21 protein-coding genes and 1 pseudogene are annotated in these 25,152 nt (G+C 69.2%); 13 read left to right on the top strand and 9 right to left on the bottom strand.

What is annotated here, in order from left to right:
• Positions 1-144: 144 nt before the first annotated feature.
• Positions 145-1,401, bottom strand: coding sequence for an FAD-dependent monooxygenase (locus KME78_RS19620; protein ID WP_246651447.1), 1,257 nt, complete (start codon positions 1,399-1,401; stop codon positions 145-147).
• Positions 1,402-1,634: 233 nt separating this feature from the next.
• Complete coding sequence (locus tag KME78_RS19615; RefSeq protein ID WP_219530545.1) at positions 1,635-2,669, bottom strand: NAD(P)/FAD-dependent oxidoreductase; 1,035 nt, start codon at positions 2,667-2,669, stop codon at positions 1,635-1,637.
• 319 nt (positions 2,670-2,988) lie between these two features.
• Between KME78_RS19615 and KME78_RS19610 the strand changes: the two genes are divergently transcribed.
• Positions 2,989-4,632 carry an FAD-dependent oxidoreductase gene (locus KME78_RS19610; RefSeq protein ID WP_219530544.1) on the top strand — a complete coding sequence of 548 codons (1,644 nt, stop codon included), beginning with the start codon at positions 2,989-2,991 and terminating at the stop codon, positions 4,630-4,632.
• A gap of 335 nt (positions 4,633-4,967) precedes the next feature.
• On the top strand, positions 4,968-5,294 hold the full coding sequence (locus KME78_RS19605; RefSeq protein ID WP_219530543.1) for a hypothetical protein: 327 nt from the start codon (positions 4,968-4,970) through the stop codon (positions 5,292-5,294).
• A 4-nt stretch (positions 5,295-5,298) separates the two neighbouring features.
• On the opposite strand, the gene KME78_RS19600 is transcribed toward KME78_RS19605, so the two are convergent.
• Positions 5,299-6,141 carry an alpha/beta fold hydrolase gene (locus KME78_RS19600; protein WP_219530542.1) on the bottom strand — a complete coding sequence of 281 codons (843 nt, stop codon included), beginning with the start codon at positions 6,139-6,141 and terminating at the stop codon, positions 5,299-5,301.
• 108 nt (positions 6,142-6,249) lie between these two features.
• The gene (locus KME78_RS19595) at positions 6,250-7,065 is read right to left on the bottom strand and encodes an oxidoreductase (RefSeq protein ID WP_219530541.1); all 816 of its coding nucleotides are present in this window, start codon (positions 7,063-7,065) and stop codon (positions 6,250-6,252) included.
• A 138-nt stretch (positions 7,066-7,203) separates the two neighbouring features.
• On the opposite strand from KME78_RS19595, the gene KME78_RS19590 reads away from it, so the two are divergent.
• The 3 genes and pseudogenes from KME78_RS19590 to KME78_RS19575 all read left to right on the top strand — a co-directional run bounded on the left by KME78_RS19590 (position 7,204) and on the right by KME78_RS19575 (position 9,705).
• Positions 7,204-7,827, top strand: a complete 624-nt coding sequence (locus tag KME78_RS19590; protein WP_219530540.1) for a TetR/AcrR family transcriptional regulator — start codon at positions 7,204-7,206, stop codon at positions 7,825-7,827.
• A gap of 573 nt (positions 7,828-8,400) precedes the next feature.
• Positions 8,401-8,944: pseudogene (locus KME78_RS67970) on the top strand (zinc-binding dehydrogenase).
• A 461-nt stretch (positions 8,945-9,405) separates the two neighbouring features.
• Complete coding sequence (locus KME78_RS19575) at positions 9,406-9,705, top strand: hypothetical protein (RefSeq protein WP_219530537.1); 300 nt, start codon at positions 9,406-9,408, stop codon at positions 9,703-9,705.
• Between the two features lie 191 nt (positions 9,706-9,896).
• Here the strand turns inward: KME78_RS19575 and KME78_RS19570 are convergent, their stop codons facing one another.
• Both KME78_RS19570 and KME78_RS19565 read right to left on the bottom strand, forming a co-directional pair.
• On the bottom strand, positions 9,897-10,385 hold the full coding sequence (locus KME78_RS19570) for a DUF6326 family protein (RefSeq protein ID WP_219530536.1): 489 nt from the start codon (positions 10,383-10,385) through the stop codon (positions 9,897-9,899).
• Between the two features lie 92 nt (positions 10,386-10,477).
• Entirely contained in the window at positions 10,478-11,479 is a 1,002-nt protein-coding gene (locus KME78_RS19565) for an NAD(P)-dependent alcohol dehydrogenase (RefSeq protein WP_308127035.1), read from the bottom strand.
• A gap of 160 nt (positions 11,480-11,639) precedes the next feature.
• Between KME78_RS19565 and KME78_RS19560 the strand changes: the two genes are divergently transcribed.
• Positions 11,640-12,308: a TetR/AcrR family transcriptional regulator gene (locus tag KME78_RS19560; protein WP_308127034.1), complete on the top strand. Its 669-nt coding sequence runs from the start codon at positions 11,640-11,642 to the stop codon at positions 12,306-12,308.
• 540 nt (positions 12,309-12,848) lie between these two features.
• On the opposite strand, the gene KME78_RS19555 is transcribed toward KME78_RS19560, so the two are convergent.
• Positions 12,849-13,598 carry an aspartate/glutamate racemase family protein gene (locus tag KME78_RS19555; RefSeq protein WP_219530534.1) on the bottom strand — a complete coding sequence of 250 codons (750 nt, stop codon included), beginning with the start codon at positions 13,596-13,598 and terminating at the stop codon, positions 12,849-12,851.
• A gap of 76 nt (positions 13,599-13,674) precedes the next feature.
• On the opposite strand from KME78_RS19555, the gene KME78_RS19550 reads away from it, so the two are divergent.
• On the top strand, positions 13,675-14,634 hold the full coding sequence (locus KME78_RS19550; protein WP_219530533.1) for a LysR family transcriptional regulator: 960 nt from the start codon (positions 13,675-13,677) through the stop codon (positions 14,632-14,634).
• A gap of 86 nt (positions 14,635-14,720) precedes the next feature.
• The gene (locus KME78_RS66220) at positions 14,721-14,846 is read left to right on the top strand and encodes a hypothetical protein (protein WP_281428788.1); all 126 of its coding nucleotides are present in this window, start codon (positions 14,721-14,723) and stop codon (positions 14,844-14,846) included.
• A 158-nt stretch (positions 14,847-15,004) separates the two neighbouring features.
• On the opposite strand, the gene KME78_RS19545 is transcribed toward KME78_RS66220, so the two are convergent.
• Positions 15,005-15,955: a LysR family transcriptional regulator gene (locus KME78_RS19545; RefSeq protein ID WP_219530532.1), complete on the bottom strand. Its 951-nt coding sequence runs from the start codon at positions 15,953-15,955 to the stop codon at positions 15,005-15,007.
• An 88-nt stretch (positions 15,956-16,043) separates the two neighbouring features.
• Here KME78_RS19545 and KME78_RS19540 point away from each other — a divergent pair, with 88 nt between their 5' ends.
• Entirely contained in the window at positions 16,044-16,967 is a 924-nt protein-coding gene (locus KME78_RS19540) for a zinc-binding dehydrogenase (RefSeq protein ID WP_219530531.1), read from the top strand.
• On the top strand, positions 16,964-17,941 hold the full coding sequence (locus KME78_RS19535; RefSeq protein WP_219530530.1) for an alpha/beta hydrolase family protein: 978 nt from the start codon (positions 16,964-16,966) through the stop codon (positions 17,939-17,941). Before KME78_RS19540 ends, KME78_RS19535 begins: the two co-directional genes overlap by 4 nt.
• A gap of 290 nt (positions 17,942-18,231) precedes the next feature.
• Here KME78_RS19535 and KME78_RS19530 read toward each other — a convergent pair whose 3' ends face one another.
• Positions 18,232-18,783 carry an NUDIX hydrolase gene (locus KME78_RS19530; RefSeq protein ID WP_219530529.1) on the bottom strand — a complete coding sequence of 184 codons (552 nt, stop codon included), beginning with the start codon at positions 18,781-18,783 and terminating at the stop codon, positions 18,232-18,234.
• A 451-nt stretch (positions 18,784-19,234) separates the two neighbouring features.
• On the opposite strand from KME78_RS19530, the gene KME78_RS19525 reads away from it, so the two are divergent.
• The 3 genes from KME78_RS19525 to KME78_RS19515 are packed head-to-tail and all read left to right on the top strand — an operon-like array spanning position 19,235 to position 25,148.
• Entirely contained in the window at positions 19,235-21,259 is a 2,025-nt protein-coding gene (locus KME78_RS19525; protein ID WP_219530528.1) for a S8 family serine peptidase, read from the top strand.
• The gene (locus KME78_RS19520; RefSeq protein WP_219530527.1) at positions 21,256-23,199 is read left to right on the top strand and encodes a S8 family serine peptidase; all 1,944 of its coding nucleotides are present in this window, start codon (positions 21,256-21,258) and stop codon (positions 23,197-23,199) included. Before KME78_RS19525 ends, KME78_RS19520 begins: the two co-directional genes overlap by 4 nt.
• Complete coding sequence (locus tag KME78_RS19515) at positions 23,196-25,148, top strand: S8 family serine peptidase (protein WP_219530526.1); 1,953 nt, start codon at positions 23,196-23,198, stop codon at positions 25,146-25,148. The genes KME78_RS19520 and KME78_RS19515 overlap by 4 nt, the downstream gene beginning before the upstream one ends.
• The last annotated feature ends 4 nt before the right edge of the window (positions 25,149-25,152 follow it).

Raw genomic sequence — 25,152 nt, 5'->3', positions numbered from 1 at the left:
GAGTCCAGGCATGTACGTGATAACAGCCTATTCTCCGGTACATGACCCTCCCGGCCATCCCCGCGACCTGCGTCCGAGCATTCGTTCGACGAAGTTGCGGGGCCAGACGACCTCGTTCTCCCGCTCGTATTCGAGGAACTCCACTCACGCTGCAGCGGCGGCGATATCCAGACTTTTCATCCGCGCCCTGTTGGTCATCATCTTGGCGAGCAGCCGGCCGGCGATCGGCAGCCGGGCGAGGCGGATCATCACGGACCGAAGCAGCAACTCGGCGCGGTTGCCTGGGGTGAAGAAACCGCGCATGCTCACACCGCTGCCGAGGTGGTGGTCGATGAACGGGCGCAGGTGGTCCTCCCAGTCCTGCAGCGCTCGTGGCACGTCGTGCGGGTGGCGTTCCAGCATGGTGCCGAGCAGGTCCGCCCCGGCCAGGCCGGTGGATGCCCCCATGCCGGAGTAAACGGTCAGGCACCACGCGGCGTCGCCGACGAGCACGACTCGGCCGCGGTGCCAGTGGTCGAGGTGCACCTGCTCGGCGGAGTCGAACAGGTGGTCCGGGGCCTTCTCGAACTGGTCGAGCAGCCAACCGAGCGTGGAGCCGGTGGGCTCGGGGCCGTAGGCGGCGCGCAGCGAGTCGATGGCCGGCCGGGTGAACTCGGCGTCCACGTCGTCGGTGCGGTAGGAGAACAGCACCGACGGCGGACGGTCGGCGAACGAGAACACCCACACCGATCGGCCCGCCTCGGCCATGTACAGCCCGTCCTGTAGGCGGTAGCCGGGTACCGGCTCGGGCAGGCTGTACACGGCGATCATGTAGTTCAGCCGACGGATCGGGCTCTGCTCGGGCTCGAACGCAAGCCGGCGCACCGTCGAGCGCAGTCCGTCTGCCCCGACCACCAGGTCGAACCGTTCGACGGTCGTCGTCTCCGTCGTCAGGTCGCGGATCTCGACGTCCACCCCGTCGAGGTACTGGTCCAGCGCGATCGGCACGCTCGAGTACCGGATCTCGACCTCGTCGGGCAGGGCGGTGAAGGCCGCGTCTTCGATGTCGCCCCGCATCACCATTCGAGACCCGCCGAACACATCGGCGTAGCCCACACCGCGACGGCGCCGGCCCGTGCGGTCGACGTCGTAGCTCACGCCTTCCGAAGCGAAGCGATTCGGCACCGCATCGGCGATGCCCAGCCGTTCGGCGGCGGCGAGCCCGGTCCCGAACAGCGCGATGAAGTATCCGCCGCGGCGCCGCTCGGGGGCCTTCTCCAGCACCACCACGTCCCAGCCCGCGCGATGCAGTCGCAGCGCGGAGGCGATCCCGCTGATCCCAAGGCCGACCACCAGGGCCCGCTGTCGCGATGTCGTGTTCTTGTCCACGGGATTGCGCTCCGTCATTGTCGTGTCTTTCATCTGATTGGGATGGGTCGGCCGTTGGGGAAGCCGAGGATGTGGAGACGTCGAGGCGGGCGAGGAAGCCGAGGAGTGTGGCGTTGACCTCGGCGGGACGCTCCTGCTGCTTGCTTGCTGGGCATGGCTGAAAACCGTCTGGAAACTGATCGGTTTCCACCTGGGAAAACAGATCGGTTCCTCGCCAACGAAGGTGAGGCGAGCGGGTGACGGGCTGAGATCTCAGGGCTTCAAGATCATCCCGTGGCCCCTTTTGGGCCTACCTCGACGATCCCCTGCAGGGCCGCGTCGGTGTCCGCGATGGCCAGCACCTTGTTGATGTCGGCGCCGGCCAGCGCGCCGGCCGCTGCGGAGGCTCCGACCTGGGCGACCGGATCGGTGGCGTTGCCGGCCACCCACACACCCGGCACCTCGGTGATGCCGGCCGCGCCGGAGGCGAAACCGCGGGCCATGTTCGGCAGGTCCTGCACCGGCAGGCCCAGACCTTCCAGGCCCTGGGTGCGGGCCTGCATCCGCGGGCCGACCGCGAGGACGCGGCGGGCCACGACCTGACCATCGACCAGGCGCACCCCGGCGAGGGCACCGCCGGTGTCGTTGACGACCTCGGTGACCGGGGTGTCGATGACGCGGATGCCACGGGCGGCGAAACGGGCGCGGCTGTCTTCGTCCAGGTCGGTGCCGTGGGTGAAGTAGGTCAGGTCCTCGGTCAGCTGACGGAACAGCAATGCGTGGCCGATGGAGGCCGGGCCGGTGGCGAGGACACCGATGGGTTCATCGCGCACCTCCCAGCCGTGGCAGAACGGGCAGTGCACCACGCTGTGCCCCCAGTGCTCGGCGAGCCCGGGCACCTCCGGCAGCACATCCGTGAGGCCGGTGGCCACCAGGATGCGGCGAGCGGTGACGCTGCGGCCGTCGGCCAGGGTGACGGTGAACCGCAGGTCCCCGTCCGCCGACGGAGCGGCAGGCTCGGCCGAGACCACCTCGCCCTGGACGACGCGTCCGCCGTACTGGCGCACCTGCTCGCGGCCCCGTCGAAGGATCTCCGACGGCGGAGTGCCGTCGAAGACGATGAAGCCGTGCACGGCCTCCGCGGGCGCGTTGCGCGGGGAGCCACTGTCGATCACGACGACCGAGCGGCGGGAACGGGCGAGGATCAGCGCACCGTTCAGCCCCGCGGCGCCCCCGCCGATCACCACCACGTCGACGGTCCCCTCGGCCAGCGCATCGCTCGCGGAGTCCTCGCCGAAGAGCGGCTGGGCCACCTGTGTCATGAGTTCAACCTCCAAGCCGCCTTCGCGGCATCACGGTCCCGCAAGCCCGGACCAAGCCGGTCCGGCGAGCCCAGGACGGTTGTGTACTGAACTGTCAGAAACCTATGCGGTTCTGTACTGACTTGTCAAAGTACGGCAGGTCGGCCATACGATCAGACTGGTCAGGTCCACGAAGGACGCTCGCTGTGGTGGTTGGGCACGGCGGCGATGGCCGTGGCGAGAGTTGAGCCCAGGGAAACGGAAGTCGGGGCCGACGCCGGCAAAACGAGCGGAGAAGAATCGTGACCGGAGTGATTCGCCTGCCAGACAAGGGAGAAGCATGAGCATCATCCCCGTGCCGGACGAGCTGACCCATTACTCGTCCCGTCGGCTGGGCGAGGTCGATGAGGTGGCCTGGCCGGTGTTGAGCCAACAAGCCCTGGACCTGTTGCGGTCATCCGGTGAGGAACTGCACCCCGCGCCCGGCGAGTTGCTGTGGGACGCCGGTGATCCCACCGACTTGCACCTCGTGCTGACCGGTGGCGTGCTCCTCGTGGACCGCCGGGAGGACCGGGTCGTCTTCGTGATCGAGGCCGGTGACTTCGTCGGCGAGCTGGGCATGCTGATGGGACAACGCGCCGTCTTCCAGGGCGTGGCCATGGAAGACACCGCGGTCCTGCGGGTTCGGGTGGAGGAACTGCGCCGGCTGGTGGAGATCTCGGGGGAGCTGAGCGATGTCCTGCTGTCCGCTTTGGACGCCCGGCGGCGCTTCCTGAGCAGGAAGGGCGAGGGTGGTCTGGTACTGGCCGGAGACGACGACCGCGACCTGCACCGCCTCCAGGACTTCGCTGAACGCAACCAGATTCCCTACCGGACGGTGCTGCGCTCGAACCCGTCGGCGTGGTCGGAGCTGGCGCAGACCTGTGCCTTGCCCGAGACCGGTACGGCCGTTGTCACGGCACAGCGCCGCGTCATGACGGCGCCTACCACGCGTGACCTGGCAACCGCGCTGGGAATCGACCTGTGGGGCATCGCCGACGATTCCCGGTGTGACCTGCTGGTGGTGGGCGCCGGACCGGCGGGGCTGGCCGCTGCCGTGTACGGGGCGTCGGAGGGACTGGACGTGGTCGTCGTCGAGGACGTCGCCATCGGCGGCCAGGCCGGCAGCTCGTCGCGGATCGAGAACTACCTCGGCTTCTACCGCGGCGTGTCCGGGGTTGAACTGGCACGGGCCGCGATGCTGCAGGCGGTCAAGTTCGGGACCAGGCTTCTATCACCCCGCTCAGTCACTGGGCTGTCGGAGGTGCCCGACGGGTTTCGGGTGCGGCTCGACGACGAGCACGACGTCCTCGCCTCAGCGGTGATCATCGCCAGCGGCGTGCGCTACCGGCGCCTGGACCTGCCTGGCCTGGCCGACCTGGAGGGCCGTGGCGTCTACTACGCCGCAAGCCAACTGGAGGCCAACCAGGTCTCCGGGCGGAACGCCGTCGTGGTCGGGGGCGCCAACTCCGCCGGCCAGGCGGCCCTGTTTCTCGCGCGGAACGCCGGCCACGTCCACGTCCTGATCCGCCGCGATGACCTGCGCGACACCATGTCGAACTACCTGGCGCAGCGCCTGACCCACCACGAGCGGATCACCGTGCACCCTCGCTGCGAACTGACCTCCGTCCATGGCAGCAGCCGGCTCAGCGGGCTGACCTGGCACGACCGCGCCCGCGACCGGGACGTACGACTCGACGCGGCCGCACTGTTCCTGATGATCGGCGCGGACCCCTGCACGCCCTGGCTGCACGACATCGGCGTCGACCTCGACGCCAAGGGTTTCGTGCTCACCCACGACAGCTTCGCCACCTCGATACCCGGGCTGTTCGCCGTCGGTGACGTACGCGCAGACTCCGTCAAGCGGGTGGCATCGGCCGTCGGCGAGGGATCCGTGGTCATCTCCGCAGTCCACGCCTACCTCGCTAGCAGAAGGACGTTCTGACCCGAGCCTTACGGCGAGCCATGGTTGAACAGCTCCGGATGCCGGGTCAGCTCGACCCCGGTCCGGCGGATGCGACCGGAGCGCAATCGCGCTCGACGTCCACCGGGCCCCAGCGCCGGATCGCATCCAGGAGCAGTCGATGCTCCTCGCGGGGCCTTGCCGGTTTGATGCCGCATTCTTTCTGAGTTGGAAGGGATGCATGTCATGCCGAAGCGGTTGGATCCCGAGCTGGGGCCCGAGCTGTCCGGCTGGTGCTGTAGCACCGTGCCGAGTACCCGACCACATACCGTGGCGGTGCTGGCGGTGTCCAAGAAGGTCGCGGTAGGCAGAAGTCGTTGTGGCGCTGGGTCGCCCAGGCCGAGATTGACGGCGGCGAGGCGCCCGGTGTCACGATCGAGGAGAACGAGGAGAACCGTCGGCTGCGTGAGGACGCGATTCTGAAGGCGGCCACAACTTTCTTCGGGGAGCTCGACCTCTGCAACGGCGGATGGTCGCCGTCATCGACGAGCAGCGTTTACCTGACGGTTCTGACCGAGCGGGTTGAAGGTTGCATCGCTGGTCATCGGGCGGAGATCCGCCCCCTCCCGCCGTCGGCAGCAACGCCATGTCAGAGTCCGCCGCGCGCCACCGATCCCGGTGGTCTCGCCGCGAGGGTCGAGTGATCCGCTACTGGGCCCATGCCGCGATCCGTTCCGCGATCGCCTCGGGGGCCTCGATGTGCAGGAAGTGACCGACGTCGGGGACGACCTCCAGCGCGTGCGGGGCGGCGAACCGATGTCGGTCGTCGACCTGCGGGGGGAGGATGCAGCCGTCGTCGGCACCGTGGAGCTGCAGCAGGGGCACCGTGATCGGCTGAGACAGGCGGCGCGTCGCCCCAAGCATGCCGGGTCGCAGCATCGCCCGGTAGTACTTGATGGGCGCGGGCATGCTCGCCCGCAGGTGCTCGTGTAGCTCCGCCTGCAGAGCCGGATCGAGCGAGAGGCCGGGCGACCACTGACGCCAGAGGCGGTCGATGAGGGCGAGATCGCGGGCGGCGACCATCAAGCCGCTTCCCGGCAGTTGAAAGAGCCCCATGTACCAGCTTCGGCGTAGCTGAGCGGGGCGCGGCCAGCTCAGGAACGTGAGTGGGTGGGGGAATGCGAGCGTGACCGCGCGTTCGATCCGCTCCGGCGCGGTGACGCAGGTATGGTATGTGATCGCGGCGCCCCAGTCGTGACCGATCAACTCCACGGCTCGCCCGGGAGACCAGCGGTCGATCAGCGCGAGCACGTCGCTGGTGAGGGCTGCGAGGTCGAACGGCCCCGCGGTTGGGGACGGCGCGTAACCGCGAAGCCAGGGTGCGACGACGTGACGTCCGCGGCGGCCGAGCTCGGCGAGGAAGGGCGTCGCGGTCGGCGGATGGTCCGGGAAGCCGTGCAAGACGAGCGTCGGTTGACCATCGGGATCACCACCCTGCAGCGCGTGAAAGGTGCCGTGTGGCAGGTCGAAGGCGACGCGTTCGAACTCCATGTGTGTCAGCCTTCTCCACGAGCGGTCGGACGACAGATGCTGATGCTGGCTTCGGTGTCTCTGGTTTTGGACATGGGCGTCTGCTCAGGCGCCGGGTGTCCTGCGCGGTCAGCCGGCCAGCCGGTTGAGCTTGCGGATTTGGTTGTCGAAGGCGCGCGAGGGCACGATCCGGCGCAGGAGGCTGACGCGTGCGGCCATCGAGCCGGCGGTGTAGCGGAGCTTGGGCTTGGAGTCGGTGGAGGCCGCGACGATCACCTTCGCGACAACGTCCGGGTCGTCGGCGGTGCGCACGGCGGTGGCCAGCACGTCTCGGGCGATCTCCCGCTGCGCGGCGTAGACCGGCAGGGGCGAGTCGGGTGCCATGCTGCTCGCCTCGAAACTCGTGCTTGTGTAGGCCGGCTCGATCAGCAGCATCCGGACGCCGTGCTCGCGAAGCTCGTGGTCGACGGACTCGGAGTAGCCCTCGACCGCATGCTTGGCGGCGGCGTAGACGGCCATGAAGGGCGCTGGGATCAGACCGAGTACCGAAGAGACGTTGACCACGCGGCCACTGCCCTGGGCGCGCATGTGGGGCAGCACTGCGTTGGTCATCCGCATCAGACCGAAGACGTTGATGTCGAAGACCTCCTTGGCCTGGGTGATCGAGCTCTCCTCGCCGGCGCCGACCGCGCCCACGCCTGCGTTGTTGACCAGGACGTCGATCCGACCGAACCGCTCGATCACCTCCTCGACCAGGGAGCGGACCGACTCGTCGCTGGCCACGTCGAGATCGAGGAACGTCACCCCGGCCTGCGGCCCGGCGTTCGCCGCGTTGCGGCTCGTGCCGACCACCGCGAAGCCGGCGTCCACGAGGGCGAGCGCTGCCGCCCGCCCGATTCCGGAGGAGGCGCCTGTCACAAGGGCCACTGGGGGAGCTGTCTGCATGGTGGTTCCTTCGGTTGCGGCATGACTTCGTCGTGCCCAGTGCGGGGTCGCCAGGACGATTGTGTACTGAACAGTCAGAAACCTAGGCGGTTCTGTACTGAGTTGTCAAGTACGGCGGGTCGGCATTACCTTCGGTGTATGGCGAGACCACGAAGCTTCGACCGCGACCACGTCCTGCATGCCGCCGAGCGGCAGTTCCGCGCCTCTGGCTACAACGGCACGAGTGTCGACGACATCAGCTCTGCTACCGGCCTGGGCCGCGGCAGCCTCTACGCCGCGTTCGACGGCAAGCACGGCGTGCTGCTGGAGGCGATGACCGGCTACTTCGCCCGGCTGAGCCAGGGGCCGCGGAAGATGCTCGCCGGACCGGACGAGGGTGCCCTGGAACGACTGCACCAGTACTTGCTCCGCGCCGTCCATGGGGTGCCACTCGCCGCCGACGTACCCCCCGCCCCTGACCGGGCGGGGGCGGCCTGCTTCGCCGCTAAGATGGCCTTGGAGGTCGGCGCCTCCGACCCCGAGGTGAAACGCCTGGCCAAGGAGTGCTTCTCCGTGGTCCGGACGGCGGTGGCCGAGTGTGTGCGAGCGGCCCAGCGCAACGGCGACATCGACCCCGACGCGGATCCCGACGACCTCGCCTACCTTCTGCTGACCATCATCCGCGGGACCGATGTCGTCGGCGCGTACGGCCACAGCCCCGCCCGCCTGACCTCGATAGCGGAGAGCGCGTTCGCCTTGTTGCCCCGCCCGCACCACCGCTGAGAAGGGCACGGCCGGCCTCGCCGCACAGGCACCTGATCCGGTCGGCCCCCTTCGACGCCGCGGCGGCACAGCCCGTAGGTTCACGCGCCGCCGGGCGGTCGTCTGGGCGGTTGGCGAGGAACTGCGCCCGCCTCCAGTCGAGTTGCTCCACCGCATGCGCGGGGTCGCCGGGCTTGAACTGCGCGGTCAGTCGCCGAACGCCTCGCAGCAGCAGACGGTGGTACTTCGGCCGCCGCTCCGCCAACTCGGACCGCGTTTGCAGGAAGGAGCAGAACCTGCTGGACATCGACATACAGGTCCACCGCGTCGACCAGCTCGTCCGGGTAAGGCTCACTCATAGCCACGATCTTTATTCCCGCGCGACCAGGGCGGGGCCGACTTCGCGACGAGATCTACGCACGACCACGTGACCTGCGGATCGGCACCTTCGCCGAGTCGATCGCGATCGACGCCGACGACGTCGCGATCAAGCCCTCCTCGCTCTCCTTCGCCGAGGCCGCCGCCGTACCCCTGGTGGCGCTCGCCGCTCAGCAGAGCCTCGTCGACCTCGCCGACGTCCGCCCCGGACAGAAGATGCTGGTGCACGCCGGCGCCGGCGGCCTCGGCTCGACCGCCATCCAACTCGCCAAGCACCTCGGCGCGTACGTCGCCACCACCGCCCACACCCGCGACATCGACAAGGTCCGAGACCTCGGCGCCGACGAAGCCATCGACTACACCACGACCGACTTCGCCGACGTCCTCAACGGCTACGACGTCGTCCTCGACTCGCTTGGGCCCGGCCAGCCTGAAGAAGTCGCTGACGGTCCTGAAGCCCGGCGGACTGGCCATTAGCGTGGTCGGCCCACCCGACCCGGCCTTCGCCGCGCAGCTCGGCCAGCCGCTCCTCAAGCCGGTCATGGCCGTGCTGAGCCGCAAGCTCCGCAGCCGGGCGAAGCGACTGGGCATCCGGTACTCGTTCTTCTTCATGCGCGCCGACGGTGCCCAGCTCAAGGCCTTGGCAGCCCTGTATGACGCCGGCACGCTGCGCCCCGTGCTCGACCGCACCTTCGACTTCGACGAAACCTCGACGCCCTCGCCTACGTCGAGCAGGGCAAGGCCAACGGCAAGATCGTGATCACCCATTGACCAAGACGACGGTGGACCCCCGTTGCCTTTTGACCGTCCCCAGCCGGGACGGCTCGGTGGGCACCAGGTTCCCGAACGTCGTTGCCCCGGTGCGGTGTAAGGCGCGGGTGGCGCTCTGTGTCGGGTCTGGGGGTAACCATCTGCCAGGCGCTGGCGCCGGTGGCCAACGTGCTGGCGAGCCATGCGGCACGCTGGGTGGGGCCGTGTGATCGCCCTGGTCAGCGACATGACTATCCCTTTCTCTCGTACTTGGTCTGCCCCCCTTGAAAGCGACCGAGGACAACACTCGGGTTCCGAACAACTCCAACGCCGCGGCGACGTCCTGCTGCTCTGATCCTGTCTCTTACCGTCCAGCCGGCCTACCGCCCCGACCCGGCACGTCGACCGGCGGTGCTGCGCAGGAGCGCCCGCGAGGCGCCGGGGCTGACGAGCTTCCTGTGACCTGCGAAGATGACACTCGTCTGCCCGCACGCGGTGCCCACCGGCGTCGTGGGCGCGAGGATGCCGTGGTCGAGAGGGCCGGAGCAGGTGGTCGCGCTGACCGGCTGGGCTGGGGTGTCCGGCGCCATCGCGCTCGGCACCGGACTCAACCTGGTCGCCGGGCACGGCACCGACCTGGCGGTCAGCGGTGTCCTCGCAGGGCTCGCGGCCGTCCTGGCGCTGGCCCTGCGCCAGGGGAGACCCGACCAACTGAGGGGCGCGGGGCCGAGCGGTGACACCGGGACCGCCGCGTCGGGACCAGCCTCCTGACCCGATCCGTCACCGCCCGTGGGTTGGCGGTGTCCGCCGGCATCAGCCACCCCCCGATCGGGCGGATCCTCGACGGTGAGATGCTCCCCGGCCTCGGCGCCATCGCCCGCCTTAAGCGAGTCCGCAACACCGATTCACCCGGCGGTCCTGCACCGGCAACTTCCACTCGCCGAAGGGCTTTACACGGATACCTACTGTCGAAGGTCCTGTCGAAGGTCGGTCGTCGCGGGACCGGCTGGGACGGCGGGGGTTCGAGGCCATGTCCAGGCGGAGCGCAAGATGAAGGCCAGGAGCAGCACCTCGATTCCGATGGAGAGGCCGTAGAAGGAGGCCCAGTCCCAGGACTCCCCTACCGCGTTGAAAACCGAGTAGGGGATGTAGAGCGATGCAACGACGAGGTTCGTGGCGCGGTTCACCCGGGCGGGCAGCGTCATGGAGAGCATCACCATCAGGGCCGGGATCGCCACGGACGCGAGCATCATGGTCAACAACGTCGGGCTGATGTCGAACTCGAAGACGACGCCGGCGCGGAGGTTGTCGATGACGCCGGGCTTGTGGAGGTGGAAGTAGTCGACGTAGATGTAGAGGAACATGAAGCTGGTCCATGCGGCGGTGATCTTGACCTGCACGGGGATCGGCGGGTTGTCGAGCAGGTTCAGGGTTTTCGTTCGGATAGTCATCGATTCCTCTTTCTCGAGGAGCGGGCTCTCCGCCAGAGTGGCGGCAGGTCTGGGCGTACGCACGGGTTGGGTCGTTCTCGTCGGTCCGGTCGTCAGATGGTCACGACGACCTTCCCTCTGGTGTGGCCGGCCGCGATGTAGCGGAGGGCGTCGGCTGCTTCGTTGAGGGGGTACGTGCGGTCGATGGCGGGCGTGACCTGCCCGCTCGTGAGCAGGTCGGCCAGGGTGAGCAGGTCCTGACGCTTCCCGACCGACGTGAAGGGCTTCAGCTGCTGACGGGTGAACCCGGACAGCACGCGCGCTTTGACGATCCGACCGAGGGGGCCGAGCCAGCGGCCGCCGCGTCCGCTGTTGGGGATGAGGGTGCCGGTGGGCGTCAGCGCTCGGCGGACAGCCGCCAGGGGCTGGACTTCCACGTTGTCGAGGATGACGTCGTAGCGCTTCTCGGTGCCGGTGAAGTCGGTCTCCGTGTAGTCAACGACGTGGTCGGCACCGAGCGACCGGACCAAGTCGACGTTGCGGGTGCTGCACACACCTGTCACCTCGGCGCCGAACGCCTTGGCGATCTGGACCGCGAACGAGCCCACACCGCCCGACGCGCCCGTGACCAGCACCGTCTGGCCCGGTCGAACGTTCGCGATCTCACGCAATGCCTGCAACGCCGTCATACCCGACGTGGGCACCGCTGCCGCGTCCACGACCGACACGTTGGCAGGCACGGACACGAGGTGGTCCGCCGGGACGCAGGCGTACTCCGCGAGCGTTCCAGCGGTGCTCCAGCCGAACACCTCGTCGCCGGGGCGGAGAGTGGTGACATCGTTCCCGACCGCTGCCACCACGCCAGCGAGGTCCCTGCCGGGGATGCCGTGGCGCGGCCGGCGGAGCCCGAACACCAGGCGCACCACGTACGGCTCACCGGTCATGACGAAGTAGTCGCCAGGATGCACCGAGGCTGCGCCGACCTGGACGAGTACATCGCCTCGACCGGGCAGCGGTAGCCCGACCTCGGACGACTCAAGCACTGAGGGCGGGCCGTAGCGGCGCTGGACGGCGGCCCGCATCATCGCCGCCTCGGCCCGACTCGCTCCCCGCACCAGGCCTGCTCCGGCATTCGATCGCTGTTTTCTTCCCACAGAAGCCCCCTCATCCGAACCGCGTCTCTCGGCAGTTCGTACACCGTACGTCGTACGCTGTACTATGGTCGTACGGTGTACGATTGTCAAGCCGTTCGAGCGAGCGAGGAGAACCGTGTCTGTGAGAGAGCAACGCCAGATCGCGTCAGACGCGGGGCTGAGCAAGCAGCGGGTGGTGGTCGAGGCGATCCGGCTGGCCGACAGCGAGGGGGTCGACGGACTGAGCATGCGCCGGCTGGCTGGCACGCTCGGCGCGGGCGCGATGTCGCTCTATCACTACGTGGCGAGCAAGGAGGAGTTGCTGGACGCCATGGTCGACATCGTGTTCGAGGAGATCGAACTCCCGCCCGAAGGGACCGACTGGCAGTCGGCGATGCGACGGCGTGCGGTATCCGCCCGACAGGTTCTCGCACGCCACCCGTGGGCGAACGGCCTGATGGAGTCGCGGACATCGCCGGGGCCCGCGAACCTCCGGCACCACGAAGCGGTCACCGCTTGCCTGCGGCAGGCTGGCTTCTCGGTCTTGATGGCGACGCACGCCAACTGGTTGCTCGACAGCTATGTCTACGGTTTCGCCCTGCAGGAAGCCGGCCTGCCGTTCGACACCGCCGATGAGTTCGCGGACGTGATCGAGGACGCCTACCTGCCCCAGCTTCCTCCTGACGAGTTCCCCTACCTCAACGAGTCCGCCGCGGCGCTCGTCGCTGCCGGCTTCGACCCGGCGGAGGAGTTCGTCTTCGGCCTTGACCTCATCCTGACCGCCCTCGAGCCCCTGAGGGCCTCCGCATAGCGACGCTCACGGACCGTCGCGCGGCCCTCCGCACCGCAGCTCCGATCCATAACCGCCGTGTTGTAGTGGGGCTCGTAGCGGCCGTGCGCCTGTGGTGCCTACGTGAATTCGTCGATTGCCTCTGCTGCACTGAACAGCAGCCACAGCCAGTTGTCCGCATCCAACAACACCCGCTGCCGAACTCAGCAGCGGGTGAGATCGTGCGGCTCGCTGCGACGGCAGGGCCGGGCGTCGGAGGCCAGATGGGCTTCCCTCCGGATGACCCTGTGCTGGCGCGCCGCCGACCACGAACCCGAAGTAACGCGGGCCCGCGCTCGCGACCAGGCCGGGCTCGGCCGCGGCGACCAGGTCCGTCAGCACCTGCTCCGGTGGGGAAGAAGCTGAGGGCAGCGGGCCGCCGAACGCCTCCAGCGACGCGACCTGGTCGATCCACGCCCCGACCGGCCGGTCCGCCAGCGACCGTCGGTAGGCGGCCGCGTTGTCGGCGGCCATGCGGAACAGGTGGCTCAGTTCCTCCATCGACTCACCCTTCACCCGTACTCACCTGTACGTTTCGAGTCGGCTACCCGAGGCGCCCGGCAATGCTGACGTGACCGGGAGCCGCAGTGCCCGGTCGACGGCCGTCTCGACATGGATGCTGGTGGAATCGAACATCGGCAACAGGCTGTCTCCTGGCCTGATCAGCAAGGTGATCTCGGTGCATCCAAGGATCACCGCCTGAGCGCCTCGTGCCGCGAGCTCGGCGATGATGCGCCGATACTCCTCGCGAGAGGCGCCTTCGATCCGGTTCTGCGTGAGCTCCTGATAGATCACGTCGTGGACGAGCGTGCGGTCCGGTTCGTCCGGCACCACGATCTCCACACCATGCTGTCGCATCCGCGAGCGGTAGAAGTCCATCTCCATCGTGAAACGGGTGGCCAGCAGCCCCACCGTGGTGAGGCCCGCGGCGGCGACGCGGCGCGCCGTGGCGTCGACGATATGCACGAAAGGTACGTTGATCGCCGCCTCGATCTGGTCGGCCACCTGGTGCATGGTGTTCGTGCACAGCAGCACCATGTCCGCGCCCGCCCGCTCCAGGCTCTTGGCCGACTCGGCCAGGAGCAGCCCGGCCCGTTCCCACTCCCCGCTGCGCTGCAGGGCCTCGATCTCGGCGAAGTCGACGGTCAACAGCACGCTCCTGGCGCAGTGGTGCCCGCCCCGTCGCCGCCGCACCTCCTCGTTCAGCAGCCGATAGTACTCGGCGGAAGATTCCCAGCTCATTCCGCCGATCAGCCCGATGGTTCGCGTCATGGCCCCAGCGTGCCGGGCCGCCCAGCTCATAGGTAGTCCTGGCTTTCTTGGCCGACCGCCAAGCAATACTTATGGCATGGACGTCCAGCGGCTGCTGATCTTCCGGGAAATCGCCCGTACCAAGTCGATCGGCGGCGCCGCCCGGTCGCTCGGCTGGACCCAGCCGGCGGTCAGCCAGCATCTACGCCACCTCGAACGTCAGGCGGGCACCCCCCTGGTGCTGCGCCGGCCACGCGGTGTCCAGCTCACGGAGGCGGGACAGGCGCTGCTCCGTCACGCCGACGCCATCGCCGCTCGCATGCAGGCCGCGACCGAAGAGCTCGAAGCGCTCGTCCATCTGCGCGCGGGCACCGTGCGGCTGGCCGCGTTCCCCTCGGCGGGCGCGACCCTGGTCCCCGCCGCGATGAGCCTGCTCGCCCAGCGGCATCCTCATCTCGACGTACGGCTGCGCGAAGCCGAACCCCCGCAGGCCCTCGGCCTGCTCGCCGTCGGCGACGTGGACATCGCCCTGACATTCACTCATGCCGGAGAAAGACCGGTCGACACCGACGAAATAGAGCGGATACCGATCGGCGAGGACCCGCTACGGCTCGTACTGCCCCGTTCGCATCCATGCGCACAACCATCGGCCATACCACTGGACCTGCGGGAATTGGCCCAGGACAAATGGACCGGAGGCTGCGAACGGTGCACAGACCACCTTCGACAGGCGTGCGAGGCAGCCGGTTTCACGCCGGACATCCGCCACGGCACGGACGACTACGTGCTGACGCAGGCGCTCATCGCCCGTGGGCTGGCCGTCGGGCTGCTCCCGCAACTGGCGCTCGACGCGGCCCGCGACCCGGGCGTCGCGGTGCGCCCGGCCGCAGGGGTACGACCGAGAGTCGTGTACCTCCTTCACCATCGCGAGGCCGACCAGATCCCCGCCGTCCGCAGCGCCGTCCAGGCCCTGGCCGACATCGCCGCCCGCGCTTCCCAAGGCGACCATGGGGGTTCGAGTCCCGCCACCGTTCCAGGAATCAACCTCGTGGGATAGATCATCTGGTCAGAGCCGGCCGCTTCGACGCCGGCCTGGAAGCGGCTCGTCGCGTCCACCTGTGCGGTGAGAGCGGTCATGACGCGTTGCACGCTGCGCGTGGAGATCGCGAGCCGGCGGCCCGCCGGCTCGTCGGTGTGGCCGTCCGCCAGCAGGCGCTCGTCGCCGTGGTGCGGCTCTGCCCGCCCTGTCCCGCCATCCGCCGGGCGTGAGCCAGCGTCGCGGGATCGTTGTGGTAGCTCTCCAAGTAGACGTCGCGGATGACCACGCCGCGGCGGATCGCTGGTGTACGACGCCGACCGTCACCGGAGCGGCTGCGTCGTTGCCAACTTTCGTGCGGCGTGTTCGGCTCGTTGGGCGATCAGGCTCCTCATGATGCAGTCGATGTGCTGGCGTCCGTGCTGTGGCGCTCGGGTAGCCAATCGCGGGTGGGATCGTGTTCCAGCCACCGGTTGTGCTCGGCCTCCGTCACGAAGGCGCTTGTCAAGGTGTCCAGCAGTGAGTGGCCGCCGTTGCCGCGCCAGAGCAGTGACCAGGCGTACAGCGGTGTGGGGTCGATCAACGGGACCGAGCGGATCGCCGGGTGCGGCGGGAGGGGTATGTCCGCGGGCAGCAGGCTGAAGCGGTGCGGGTCGGCTGCCAGGTCGTCCAGGAAGTGGTCCAGTCCCAGGTTCGCGCCTTCGGCGTGCTGATGGATCCCGAAGGCCATGGCGAAGCGGTGCAGGAAGTTCAGCCGGTGGAGCGCGCCGGGCGTCCACAGTACGCTGTCGCGCAACTGCGCCGGACGGATCGCGGGCGCGTTCGCCAGCGGATGATCAGCGTGGAGGATCGCGTCCACGGGTTCCAGCCGTACCAGGCGATGGGTCAACCCGGTGGGCGGCGGCGCGTGGACGCGACCGAAGGCCGCGTCGATGTCGCCGTGCAGCAGCGCGGTGATCACCGAGGGCAGGTCACGGCCGTGCCCGAGTTCCAGTCGCAGCGACTCGCCGGCCGCCACCTGGGCCAGGGTGCGCATGGGCGCGTACAGGTGGCCCCACACGTCGATCCGCAGCGGGCGGTGCGTGTCCAGCACAGCCGCCACGGCCAGGTCGGCAGCGGCCAGCGCCTGCCGGGCGGGCTCCAGGAAACGGTGTCCGGCCTCGGTGAGCCGCACCCCCTGGCCGCCGCGGTCGAGCAGGCGCCTGCCGAGCGTGGACTCCAACCGGGCGATCCGCTTGGACAGCGCCTGCTGGGAGATCGACAGTTCCTCGGCCGCGTGGCCGAAGTGCAGTTCGTCAGCCGCCCGTACGAACGCGCGCACCTGCGCCAGATCCAAGTCCACGCCCGTCACCATAGGCGACAACCAATAGTTGTCGGCCTGTCGCAGTCGTTGTTGGATCATGCGATCCGCTCGCCGGTTTCATAGCCGCATGCGTAGATTGATCCCAACGGGAGATGCCTCGCGGCCGGTGGAGTTCGCCGAGGCCGCTCAGCCCGTGCCCGCCGCGGACGAGGTGCTGATCAAGGTTGAGGCGTTCTCGCCGAATCGCGGGGAGACGTTCCTGCTGGAAACGCCGGAACAGGGCCTGCTGCCGGGGAAGGACGTCGCCGGCCTGGTCGTGCAGGCCGCCGCCGACGGCTCGGGGCCGCAGGTCGGCACCCGCGTGGTGGGCCATCCGCCGATGGGCGGCTGGGCCGAGTACGCGGCGGTGCCCACCCACTCGATCGCCGTCCTGCCCGACGAGCTCAGCACCGTTCAGGCGGCCGCTCTGCCATTGGCCGGGATCACCGCGCTCCGGCTGCTCCGCGTGGCCGGCGCCGTGACGGGCAGGCGGGTGCTGCTGACCGGCGCCTCCGGCGGTGTGGGGCACTACCTGACCGAGCTCGCCGCGGCGGCCGGGGCGGAGGTGACCGCGGTGACCGCCACGGCGGAGCGCGGTGCGCGCCTGCGTGAGCTGGGCGCCGAGGCCATCGTGCACGACGTGGGCGAGGCGGACGGGCCGTTCGACGTGGTGCTGGAGTCGACCGGCGGCAGCGCACTGGCGGCCGCGCTGGCCAGGTTGGTCCCGGAGGGCATGCTGGTGTGGTTCGGGCAGGCCAGCCGTACGCCGGCGACGGTGAACTTCTTCGACCTGCTCGCCGGGCCCGAGAATGCTGTGATCCGGCACTTCCACTACGCGGGCGCGCCGTACGGTCGCGACCTGGCCACTTTGGTACGTCTGGTGGCCGGCGGACGGCTGCACCCGGAGATCGGCCGTACCGCTGGCTGGAGCCAGACCGCCGACATCCTCGTTGACCTGCGGGAACGCCGGATCCGCGGCAAGGCCGTCCTGACGATCGGAGCATCACGATGAGCGCCGCGGAATTCGCCGCCGCCAACCTGTCGCGCGCCACCGGAGCCGGGCTGGACCCGCACGAGTACCTGCGCGTCACCGGCGAGCTCGCCGACCTGAACCAATGGGGCGAGGCCTTCATGCGCGCCGCGGATGGGCATCTGACGCGCGCCGAACAAGCGGCCACGGCGATCTCAGCAGGCGAGCACCTGCGGGTGGCGGCGCGCTGGTTCCACTTCGCCACACTGGGGCCGAACCGTGAGAGCGCGCTCGCGTCGGCCGAGGCGGACACCGCCATGGGCCGTGCGCTGGGCCTGCTGGAGCCGCAGGCGCGACGGATCGAAGGGCCGGGTTTCACCGGCTGGCTACGCGGCCCGGACGATGCCGCGACGGCGGTGGTGGTGCCCGGGCTGGACTCCAGCAAGGAGGAATTCCACGACGTCGTGGCCGCCCTGCTGCGCCGGGGCATGGCCGTGTTCGCCATGGACGGGCCGGGCCAGGGCGTGCTCGCGGCCACCACCACGGTCCGCGCTGACTATCACCATGTGATCGGCCAGGTCATCGACGCACTCGGCGCGGGGAGGGTGGGACTTGTCGGGCTCAGTCTCGGCGGCTACTACGTCGCCGAAAGCGCCGCCAGGGAAACCCGCGTCGCGGCCGCCGTCACCGTCAGCGGTCCCTTCCGGCTCGATTGGGAGATCCTGCCGGCTCCCGTACAGGACCTCCTCATCCAGCGTGCCGGCGGCGAGGAAGCTGCCCGCCGCTTCGCCGGCCAGGTGGACCTGTCCGCCCTCAGCCCGCAGATCACCTGCCCACTGCTGGTGATCGACGGCGGCCAGGACGTCATTCCCGGCGTGACCAACGGTGCGGCGCTGGCCCGCCTGGCAGCACACGGGCGCTACCTGTCCCTGCCGCATGGCGACCACCTGCTCGGCAACGCCCGCCCCGACTGGCTGGCCACAGCCGCCGACTGGATCTCTGGAGCACTCGCATGACACGCTTCACCGACAAGCTACGCCGGGCTCGATCTGCACCAGCTGCGCCACAACGCCGAGATCTCGCTGCAGCTCATCATGGGCAAGACCCGCCACAAGAGCCCTCGCACCGCCATGCGCTACGTCAAACCCGGCCCTGAGGCCATCGCCAAGGTCACCGAGGTCCTGGCACCCCGTCGCCGTACCCATTGACGGTCGTGGCGCACTGACGGCGTTACCTCCTCTACCTGCGCCAACACCACTCTGCTGATGGCCGAGCGGGTTGAGGCAGCGGCCCGTGGCGGAGCTGGTCACGAAGGTGCTGAAGCCGCTGCCCCGTCCTGTGACTGAGGAAGCATCAGCCGGGGAGCGGCTGCTGAGCGGCCAAGATATCGGCGCAGGGCCTCTCGCCCACCTGGAACGAATGGCCCTCGATTGACCACCTTCCGCAGTTCGAGCTCCGTGAGCCAGGCATGCCACGCGATCTCGGACGGATCTGGAGCCAATGGCTCGGCGATCAAGGCCTCGTGCACCCCGAACCAGACAGGGCTGATCCCGTCCTGGCACAGGAACTTGAACAGAAAGCCGACCGGGACGCCGGCGCCCAGTTCCTCGACCAGTTCGCGGGCCGCCGCGTCCTCATACGATTCGCCTACGCCCACGGCGCCGCCGACCATCACGTCATAGTGGCCGGGAAAGCGAACATGCCCCTCGGCTCGGCGCAGCACGAGGATCCGCCCCATCGGATCGCGGCAGATCGTCGTCGCGATCCGATGCATCCACCGCCGACGCTCCGCTTCTGCGCGCTCCACGACTTCCAGCACGCGGTCCTGTTCATCCACCCGCTCGATCAGCTCACCCATGCGGTACACGGTCGCAGACGCCACTGACAACCTGGCTTGGGATCACCCCACTACGTGGAGCGGTTGCGACGGCGCTCACCGCTTGATCATGTCCGCGCTCCTGCAGCGTCTTGAGCGTGGACCCCGATCCCGGATCACGGATGCCGCGCCCCTCCAGCAGCACCTGCGGCCGGCCCCGGTCCGCCGCAGGGTTGCCGACCGGCCCATAGTCCAGCCATCTCCACACGCCGTCGCCGCGCTCCCATGAACGCGGTGGAACGCGGTGGAACGCCTTCCTAGGTAAGGCGGCTCTCATGCCATCGCGGAGCCGCTGGGGGTTCATGCCGGCCGCCGGGGTTCGTGGTCGGTGTCGGCTCGTCCACTCCAAGGAGGATGCAGTGATCGACCGTGTCCAAGACCGGTCCGGCCGAGGCTCATGGATCGAGTCCGCGGCCGGAGAGCGGGATGAGCGATGACGGGGGAGCCCGTCCCGGGTGTGCGGGATTTCCGGCTGATGGTGGCGCCGGAGCCGTTCGACCCTGCGGCAGTGGAGCCGTCCTATCAGGAACTGTCCCCCAGTGAGCCGTCCCACCGCGAGCGGCCCGCCGCGGCGGGCGCGGCGCGGGCGACGGTCGTGCAGTTCGCGGCGTTGCTGAGCGAGCCCGACATCGCCCGCCTCAAGGCGTCGTACGGCCTGCGCCTGGACAAGTTCATCCCGAACCTGGCCTACCTGGAACGTCTGGACACCGCGACCGCCGACCGGGTACGCGCGGACTTCCTGGTCCGGGCGGTCATCCCGTTCCCGCAGGCGTCGAAGCTGTCGCCCACGATCCCCGCCACGGGGCCGCTCGACCTGACGATGGTGCTGTTCGAGGACTCGGACCCCGTCGCCGTCACGGCGAGTCTGACCGCGCTCGGCGCGCGTGACGTCGCCACGACCGATGACCGGGAGAGCGGCGGGCGGCTGCGGTTGCACCTCACGCTCGACGATCCGTCCAGGGTCGCCCAGGCCGCGGCGCTCGACGACGTCATCTGGATCGAGCCCGAGCCCGAGTTCACCCTCATGGACGCCGGGGCGGCACGGGTGATCCAGTCGGGCGACCCGTCCAGCGGCCCGGTCTGGATCCACAACCTGCACGGCGAGGACCAGGTGATCGGGATGATCGACGCGGGCGGCGTCGACCTGAACCACTGCTTCTTCGCCGACAACCCGCCGAACAAGCCCGGTCCGAACCATCGCAAGGTGGTCCGGGCATTCAACGAAGGCGTCGTCGGCACCCACTTCATGTGGATGGCCGGCATCATCGCCGGTGACCAGCTCGGCTTCTCCGGCAATCACCCGAACCGTGGCGGCGCGTGGGCCGCCAAACTCGTCACCCGCAGCCTCGGGGACCTGAAGCGAGAGAAGATCAATACGGGTTTCGCGGTCTTCAGCCTCGAGACCCTGCTGAATGCGGCGAGGAAGGAAGGCGCGAGCGTCCACAACCTGAGCTGGGGGATCGGCAAGGCGGCCTCCTACGACGTGCTCACCCAGGACGCGGACAAGTTCAGCTTCGACCACGAGGATCAGTTGCTGGTCGCGGCCGGCCAGAACGTGCAGCAGGGGAGGGAGAACCTGCCGCCCGGGATCGCGTTCAACACGCTCTGCGTCGCGGCCACGAAAGCCTTCCCCGACCACATGTCGCGGGGCAACGGGGTGGACGGGCCGACGCCCGACGGCCGCCGCAAGCCGGACCTCATGGCGGTCGGCTGCGGCATCACCACGGCGGCGCTCTCCAGCAAGCCTCCCGACGTGCCGTTCTGCGACGTGGAAACGATCGCGTGCGGCTGCAGCAACGCGACGGCGAACACGTCGGCCGCGGCCGCGCTGGTGCGCCAGTACTTCCAGAGGGGCTTCTACCCGGCCGGCGAACCGCAGCAGGACAAGGTCATCAAGCAGCCGTCAGGAGCGCTGATCAAGGCGGTGCTGCTCAACTCGACCGTCCGCATGACCGATCATCCCGGCTACCCGAACGACAGCACGGGCTGGGGGATCATCCAGCTCGACCGGACGCTGTTCTTCAAGGACTCCTCCACCCGCAGGCTGATCGTCAAGGATGTCCCGAAGAGCGCCGGCCTGCGGATGGACGAGACGCGCACGTCCCAGTTCTTCGTCAACAGCGGCACGGAGCCGCTGAAGATCACCCTGGTGTGGGTCAACCGGCCGTCGTCCGACCAGAACATGCCGCATCCCCGGGTGGACGCCATCAGGTTCGAGGTGGAGGACTCCCAAGGCAACTTCTACATGGGCAACGACTTCGACGGGATCGCCGGGGTCTCGCGGAAGCTGGCGACGACCCCGGCCAACCCGCCGGACGCGATCAACAACGTCCAGATGGTCATCGTGAATCAGCCCACTCCAGGGACCTGGAGGATTCGGCTGCGCCAGTCCGGGCACCGGGAGAAACAGCGCTACGCGCTCGTGATCTCCGGTGACGTCCTCGTGGACGAGCTATGACGAACCGGAGCCCCGACTTCCGGCTGATGGTGGGGCCGGAGCCGTTCGATCCCGTGGAGCTCGTACAAGAGACTGCCGCGGCGGCGGGCCCGCAGGCGACGGTCGTGCAGTTCGCGGCGTCGCTGAGCGATCCGGACACCGCCCGGCTCAAGGCGGCGTACGGGCTGCGGCTGGACCGGTTCGTCCCGAATCTGGCCTATCTCGAACGGCTGGACACCGCGACGGCCGACCGGGTACGTGCGGACTTCCTGGTCCGGGCGGTCACCCCGTTCCCGCAGGCGTCCAAGCTCTCGCCCGACATCCCGGCCACCGGGCCGCTCGCTCTGACGGCGGTGCTGTTCGACGACTCGGACGCCGCCGCCGTCACGGCGAGTCTGACCGCCATCGGCGCGCACGACGTCGCGACGAGCGACGCCCGCGAGTTCGGCGGCAGGCTGCGCCTGGTCTTCGGGCTCGACGACGCGACCAGGCTCGCCCAGGTCGCGGCGCTGGACGACGTCACGTGGCTCGAACCGGTGCCCGCGATCGAGAACCAGGACGTGCAGTCCGCCCAGACGATCCAGTCCGGCGACCCGGCACGGGGCACGGTCTGGGATCAGCACCTGCACGGCGAGGACCAGGTGATCCAGATCGTCGAAGAGGGCACGCTCGACCTGAACCACTGCTTCTTCGCCGACGCCGCCCCGAACAGGCCAGGCCCGGGTCATCGCAAGGTACGCGCGCTGTTCAAAAGGGCCAACACCGCGCTCGACAGCCACTTCATGAAGGTCGCGGGCATCGCGGCCGGGGACGAGCTGGGCAACTCCGGCCAGCACCAGGACCGCGGCGGCGCCTGGGCCGCGAAGATCGTCGGCAACGACAGCGCCGCGCTGCGCGACCTGGGCCCGAATCACCGCAGCGTCCACCAGTTCCTGGAGGACGGGAGGGGCGTCGGCGCGACCATCCACAACTTCAGCTGGGCCAACGCCATCACCGTCCGCTACGAGTCCACCGCCCGGGACGTGGACGCGTTCTGTTTCGCCCGCGAGGAGCAGGTGGTGGTCGCGGCCGGCCAGAACACGCGGCCGAACGCGAAGAACCTGCCGCCCGGCATCGCGCTCAACGCGATCTGCGTCGCGGCGGCCAGGGCTCACCCCGGCCACATGTCGCGGGGCAGCGGCGTGGACGGGCCGTCGTTCGACAGCCGCCGCAAGCCGGACCTGATGGCCGTCGGCTGCGGTATCAGGACCTCCGTCCTGCCGCCCGCGCCGTCCCAAGGCTTGTACTGCGACACCGCCCTCCAGACGTGCGGCACCAGCTTCGCGACGCCGAACGCGGCGGCCGCGGCCGCCCTCGTACGCCAGTACTTCACGCAGGGCTTCTACCCGAACGGCAAGCCCGAGCAGGACAAGGCCGTCAAGCAGCCGTCAGGCGCGCTGATCAAGGCGGTGCTGCTGAACGCGACCGTCGACATGACCGGCCACCCGGGCTACCCGACCGACACCGAGGGCTGGGGGTTGATCCAGCTCGACCGGGCCCTGTTCTTCGAGAACGGCACGCGCAAGCTGATCGTGCACGACGTCCGGCGCACCGCCGCCCTGGGGACGTCCACGACACGCTCGTACGGCTTCACCGTCGACAACGCGGGCGAGCAGTTGAAGATCACCTTCGTCTGGACGAGCAAGGCGATGACCGAGGTGGCGCCGTTCACCCCGGACCCCATCCGGTTCGAGGTGGAGGACCCCGCCGGGGGCTTCTACATGGGCAACGACTTCGACGTGCCCAACGGGGTCTCGCGGAAGCTGGCGGCGCCGCCGAAAGCGCCGCCCGACATCGCGAACAACGTCCAGATGGTCGTCGTGAACAACCCCGCTCCCGGCGCCTGGACGATCCGGCTCCGCCCCGTGCTCACGCGGGCGCCGCAGGGCTTCGCGCTGGTGATCACGGGGGGTGTGCGATGAGAAGTGAGGGACAGGACTTCCGGCTGCTCGTGGGGCCGGAGCCGTTCGATCCCGTAGACCTCGCACCAGAGAGCGCGGCGGCGGGGCCGCAGGCGACGGTCGTGCAGTTCACGGCGTTGCTCAGCGGGCCGGACATCGCCCGTCTCCGGGCGGCGTACGGGCTGCGGCTGGATCGGTTCGTCCCGAATCTGGCCTATCTCGAACGGCTCGACGCGGCGACGGCCGACCGGGTGCGCGCGGACTTCCTGGTCAGGGCGGTCACGCCGTTCCCGCAGGCGTCGAAACTCGCCCCGGACATTCCGGCGACCGGGCCGCTCGACCTGACGGCGGTGCTGTTCGACGACTCCGACGCCGCCGCCGTCACGGCGGCGCTGACGACGCTCGGCGCGCGCGACGTCGCGACGAGCGACGCCCGGGCGTTCGGCGGCCGGTTGCGCCTGCGCCTCAGCCTTGACGTCACGACCAAGCTCGCCCAGGTCGTGGCGATCGAGGACATCACCTGGATCGAACCGGTGCCCACGATCGTGGACGCGGATGTGCCGTCCGCCCAGACGACCCAGTCCGGCGACCCGGTACGGGGCACGATCTGGGCCCGCGACCTGCACGGCGAGGGCCAGGTGATCCAGATCATCGAGCGGGGCACGCTCGACCTCAACCACTGCTTCTTCGCCGGCACCGCTCCCAACAAGCCCGGCCCGGGTCACCGCAAGGTGCGTGAGCTGTTCAATCCGACGAGCGCCCCACCCCGCGACCACTTCATGAAGGTCGCGGGCATCGCGGCCGGGGACGAGCTGGGCAACTCCGGCGGTCACCAGGACCGCGGCGGCGCCTGGGCCGCGAAGATCGCCGGCAACGACGCCAACCTGTTCCTCGCGCCGCCGGACCGGAATCGGGGCACGCGAACCCTCCACGACCTGCTGGAGGATGGGAGGGGCGTCGGCGCGACCATCCACAACATGAGCTGGAGCACCAATCTCCGCTACGACATCGCCGCCCGGGACGTGGACGCGTTCTGCATCGCCCGCGAGGAGCAGGTGGTGGTCGCCGCCGGTGAGAACACGGGTGTCCATCCGAAGAACGCCTCCCCGAGCGTCGCGTTCAACACGATCTGCGTCGCGGCGGCCAAGGCCCATCCCGACCACATGTCGCGGGGCAGCGGGGTGGACGGGCCGTCGTTCGACGGCCGCCGCAAGCCGGACCTGATGGCCGTCGGCTGCGGCATCAGGACCTCCGTCCTGCCTCCTGCGCCGTCCACGGGCCTGTACTGCGACACCGCCCTCCAGCCCCGGTGCAGCACCAGCTTCGCGGCGCCCAATGTGTCGGCCGCGGCCGCCCTCGTACGCCAGTACTTCACGCAGGGCTTCTACCCCCTGGGCCGGCCGGTGGAGGGGAACCGCGTCCTCAGCCCGTCAGGGGCGCTGATCAAGGCGGTGCTGCTGAACGCGACCGTCGACATGACCGGCCATCCCGGCTATCCGACCGACACCGAGGGCTGGGGGCTCATCCAGCTCGACCGCACGCTCGTCTTCGACGGCCCCGGCACCCGCTCGCTGATCACGATCGACATCCCGAGCCGGGCCGGTCTGCGCCTGGCCGAGACCCGCTCGTACCGCTTCGGCGTCAGAGACTCGGCCGAGCCGTTGAAGATCACCTTCGTGTGGGCGAACCGGCCGCCGTCCGAGCACGTGGTGTCTCCCACCGTGCAGGCGATCAGGTTCGAGGTCGAGGATCCCGCCGGGAACCTCTACTCGGGCAACGACTTCGACGTGCCCAGCGGTGTCTCCCGGCAACGGAAGGCCAGCCCGCCCGTTCCGCCGGACATCACGAACAACGTCCAGATGGTCGTCCTGCCGAGCCCCGTCGTCGGCCCATGGACGATCCGGCTCCGCCCGTATTTGAACCTGGAAACCCAGGGCTACGCGCTGGTCATATCCGGCGGCGTGACCTAGACCG

This window comes from Nonomuraea guangzhouensis, from assembly GCF_019396345.1.
In the GTDB taxonomy this organism is placed as follows: Bacteria; Actinomycetota; Actinomycetes; order Streptosporangiales; family Streptosporangiaceae; genus Nonomuraea; species Nonomuraea guangzhouensis.
This window is presented reverse-complemented; position numbering and strand designations above follow the sequence as displayed.

What these genes read in the sequence shown, in the direction of transcription:
- KME78_RS19520 (WP_219530527.1), top strand. Translation starts at nt 21,256, where the DNA reads ATGACGAACCGGAGCCCCGACTTCCGGCTGATGGTGGGGCCGGAGCCG.
- KME78_RS19515 (WP_219530526.1), top strand. Translation starts at nt 23,196, where the DNA reads ATGAGAAGTGAGGGACAGGACTTCCGGCTGCTCGTGGGGCCGGAGCCG.
- KME78_RS19525 (WP_219530528.1), top strand. Translation starts at nt 19,235, where the DNA reads ATGACGGGGGAGCCCGTCCCGGGTGTGCGGGATTTCCGGCTGATGGTG.
- KME78_RS19620 (WP_246651447.1), bottom strand. Translation starts at nt 1,401, where the DNA reads ATGAAAGACACGACAATGACGGAGCGCAATCCCGTGGACAAGAACACG.
- KME78_RS19550 (WP_219530533.1), top strand. Translation starts at nt 13,675, where the DNA reads ATGGACGTCCAGCGGCTGCTGATCTTCCGGGAAATCGCCCGTACCAAG.
- KME78_RS19555 (WP_219530534.1), bottom strand. Translation starts at nt 13,598, where the DNA reads ATGACGCGAACCATCGGGCTGATCGGCGGAATGAGCTGGGAATCTTCC.
- KME78_RS19530 (WP_219530529.1), bottom strand. Translation starts at nt 18,783, where the DNA reads ATGGGTGAGCTGATCGAGCGGGTGGATGAACAGGACCGCGTGCTGGAA.
- KME78_RS19615 (WP_219530545.1), bottom strand. Translation starts at nt 2,669, where the DNA reads ATGACACAGGTGGCCCAGCCGCTCTTCGGCGAGGACTCCGCGAGCGAT.
- KME78_RS19575 (WP_219530537.1), top strand. Translation starts at nt 9,406, where the DNA reads ATGACACTCGTCTGCCCGCACGCGGTGCCCACCGGCGTCGTGGGCGCG.
- KME78_RS19600 (WP_219530542.1), bottom strand. Translation starts at nt 6,141, where the DNA reads ATGGAGTTCGAACGCGTCGCCTTCGACCTGCCACACGGCACCTTTCAC.
- KME78_RS19610 (WP_219530544.1), top strand. Translation starts at nt 2,989, where the DNA reads ATGAGCATCATCCCCGTGCCGGACGAGCTGACCCATTACTCGTCCCGT.
- KME78_RS19590 (WP_219530540.1), top strand. Translation starts at nt 7,204, where the DNA reads ATGGCGAGACCACGAAGCTTCGACCGCGACCACGTCCTGCATGCCGCC.
- KME78_RS19570 (WP_219530536.1), bottom strand. Translation starts at nt 10,385, where the DNA reads ATGACTATCCGAACGAAAACCCTGAACCTGCTCGACAACCCGCCGATC.
- KME78_RS19540 (WP_219530531.1), top strand. Translation starts at nt 16,044, where the DNA reads ATGCGTAGATTGATCCCAACGGGAGATGCCTCGCGGCCGGTGGAGTTC.
- KME78_RS19595 (WP_219530541.1), bottom strand. Translation starts at nt 7,065, where the DNA reads ATGCAGACAGCTCCCCCAGTGGCCCTTGTGACAGGCGCCTCCTCCGGA.
- KME78_RS19535 (WP_219530530.1), top strand. Translation starts at nt 16,964, where the DNA reads ATGAGCGCCGCGGAATTCGCCGCCGCCAACCTGTCGCGCGCCACCGGA.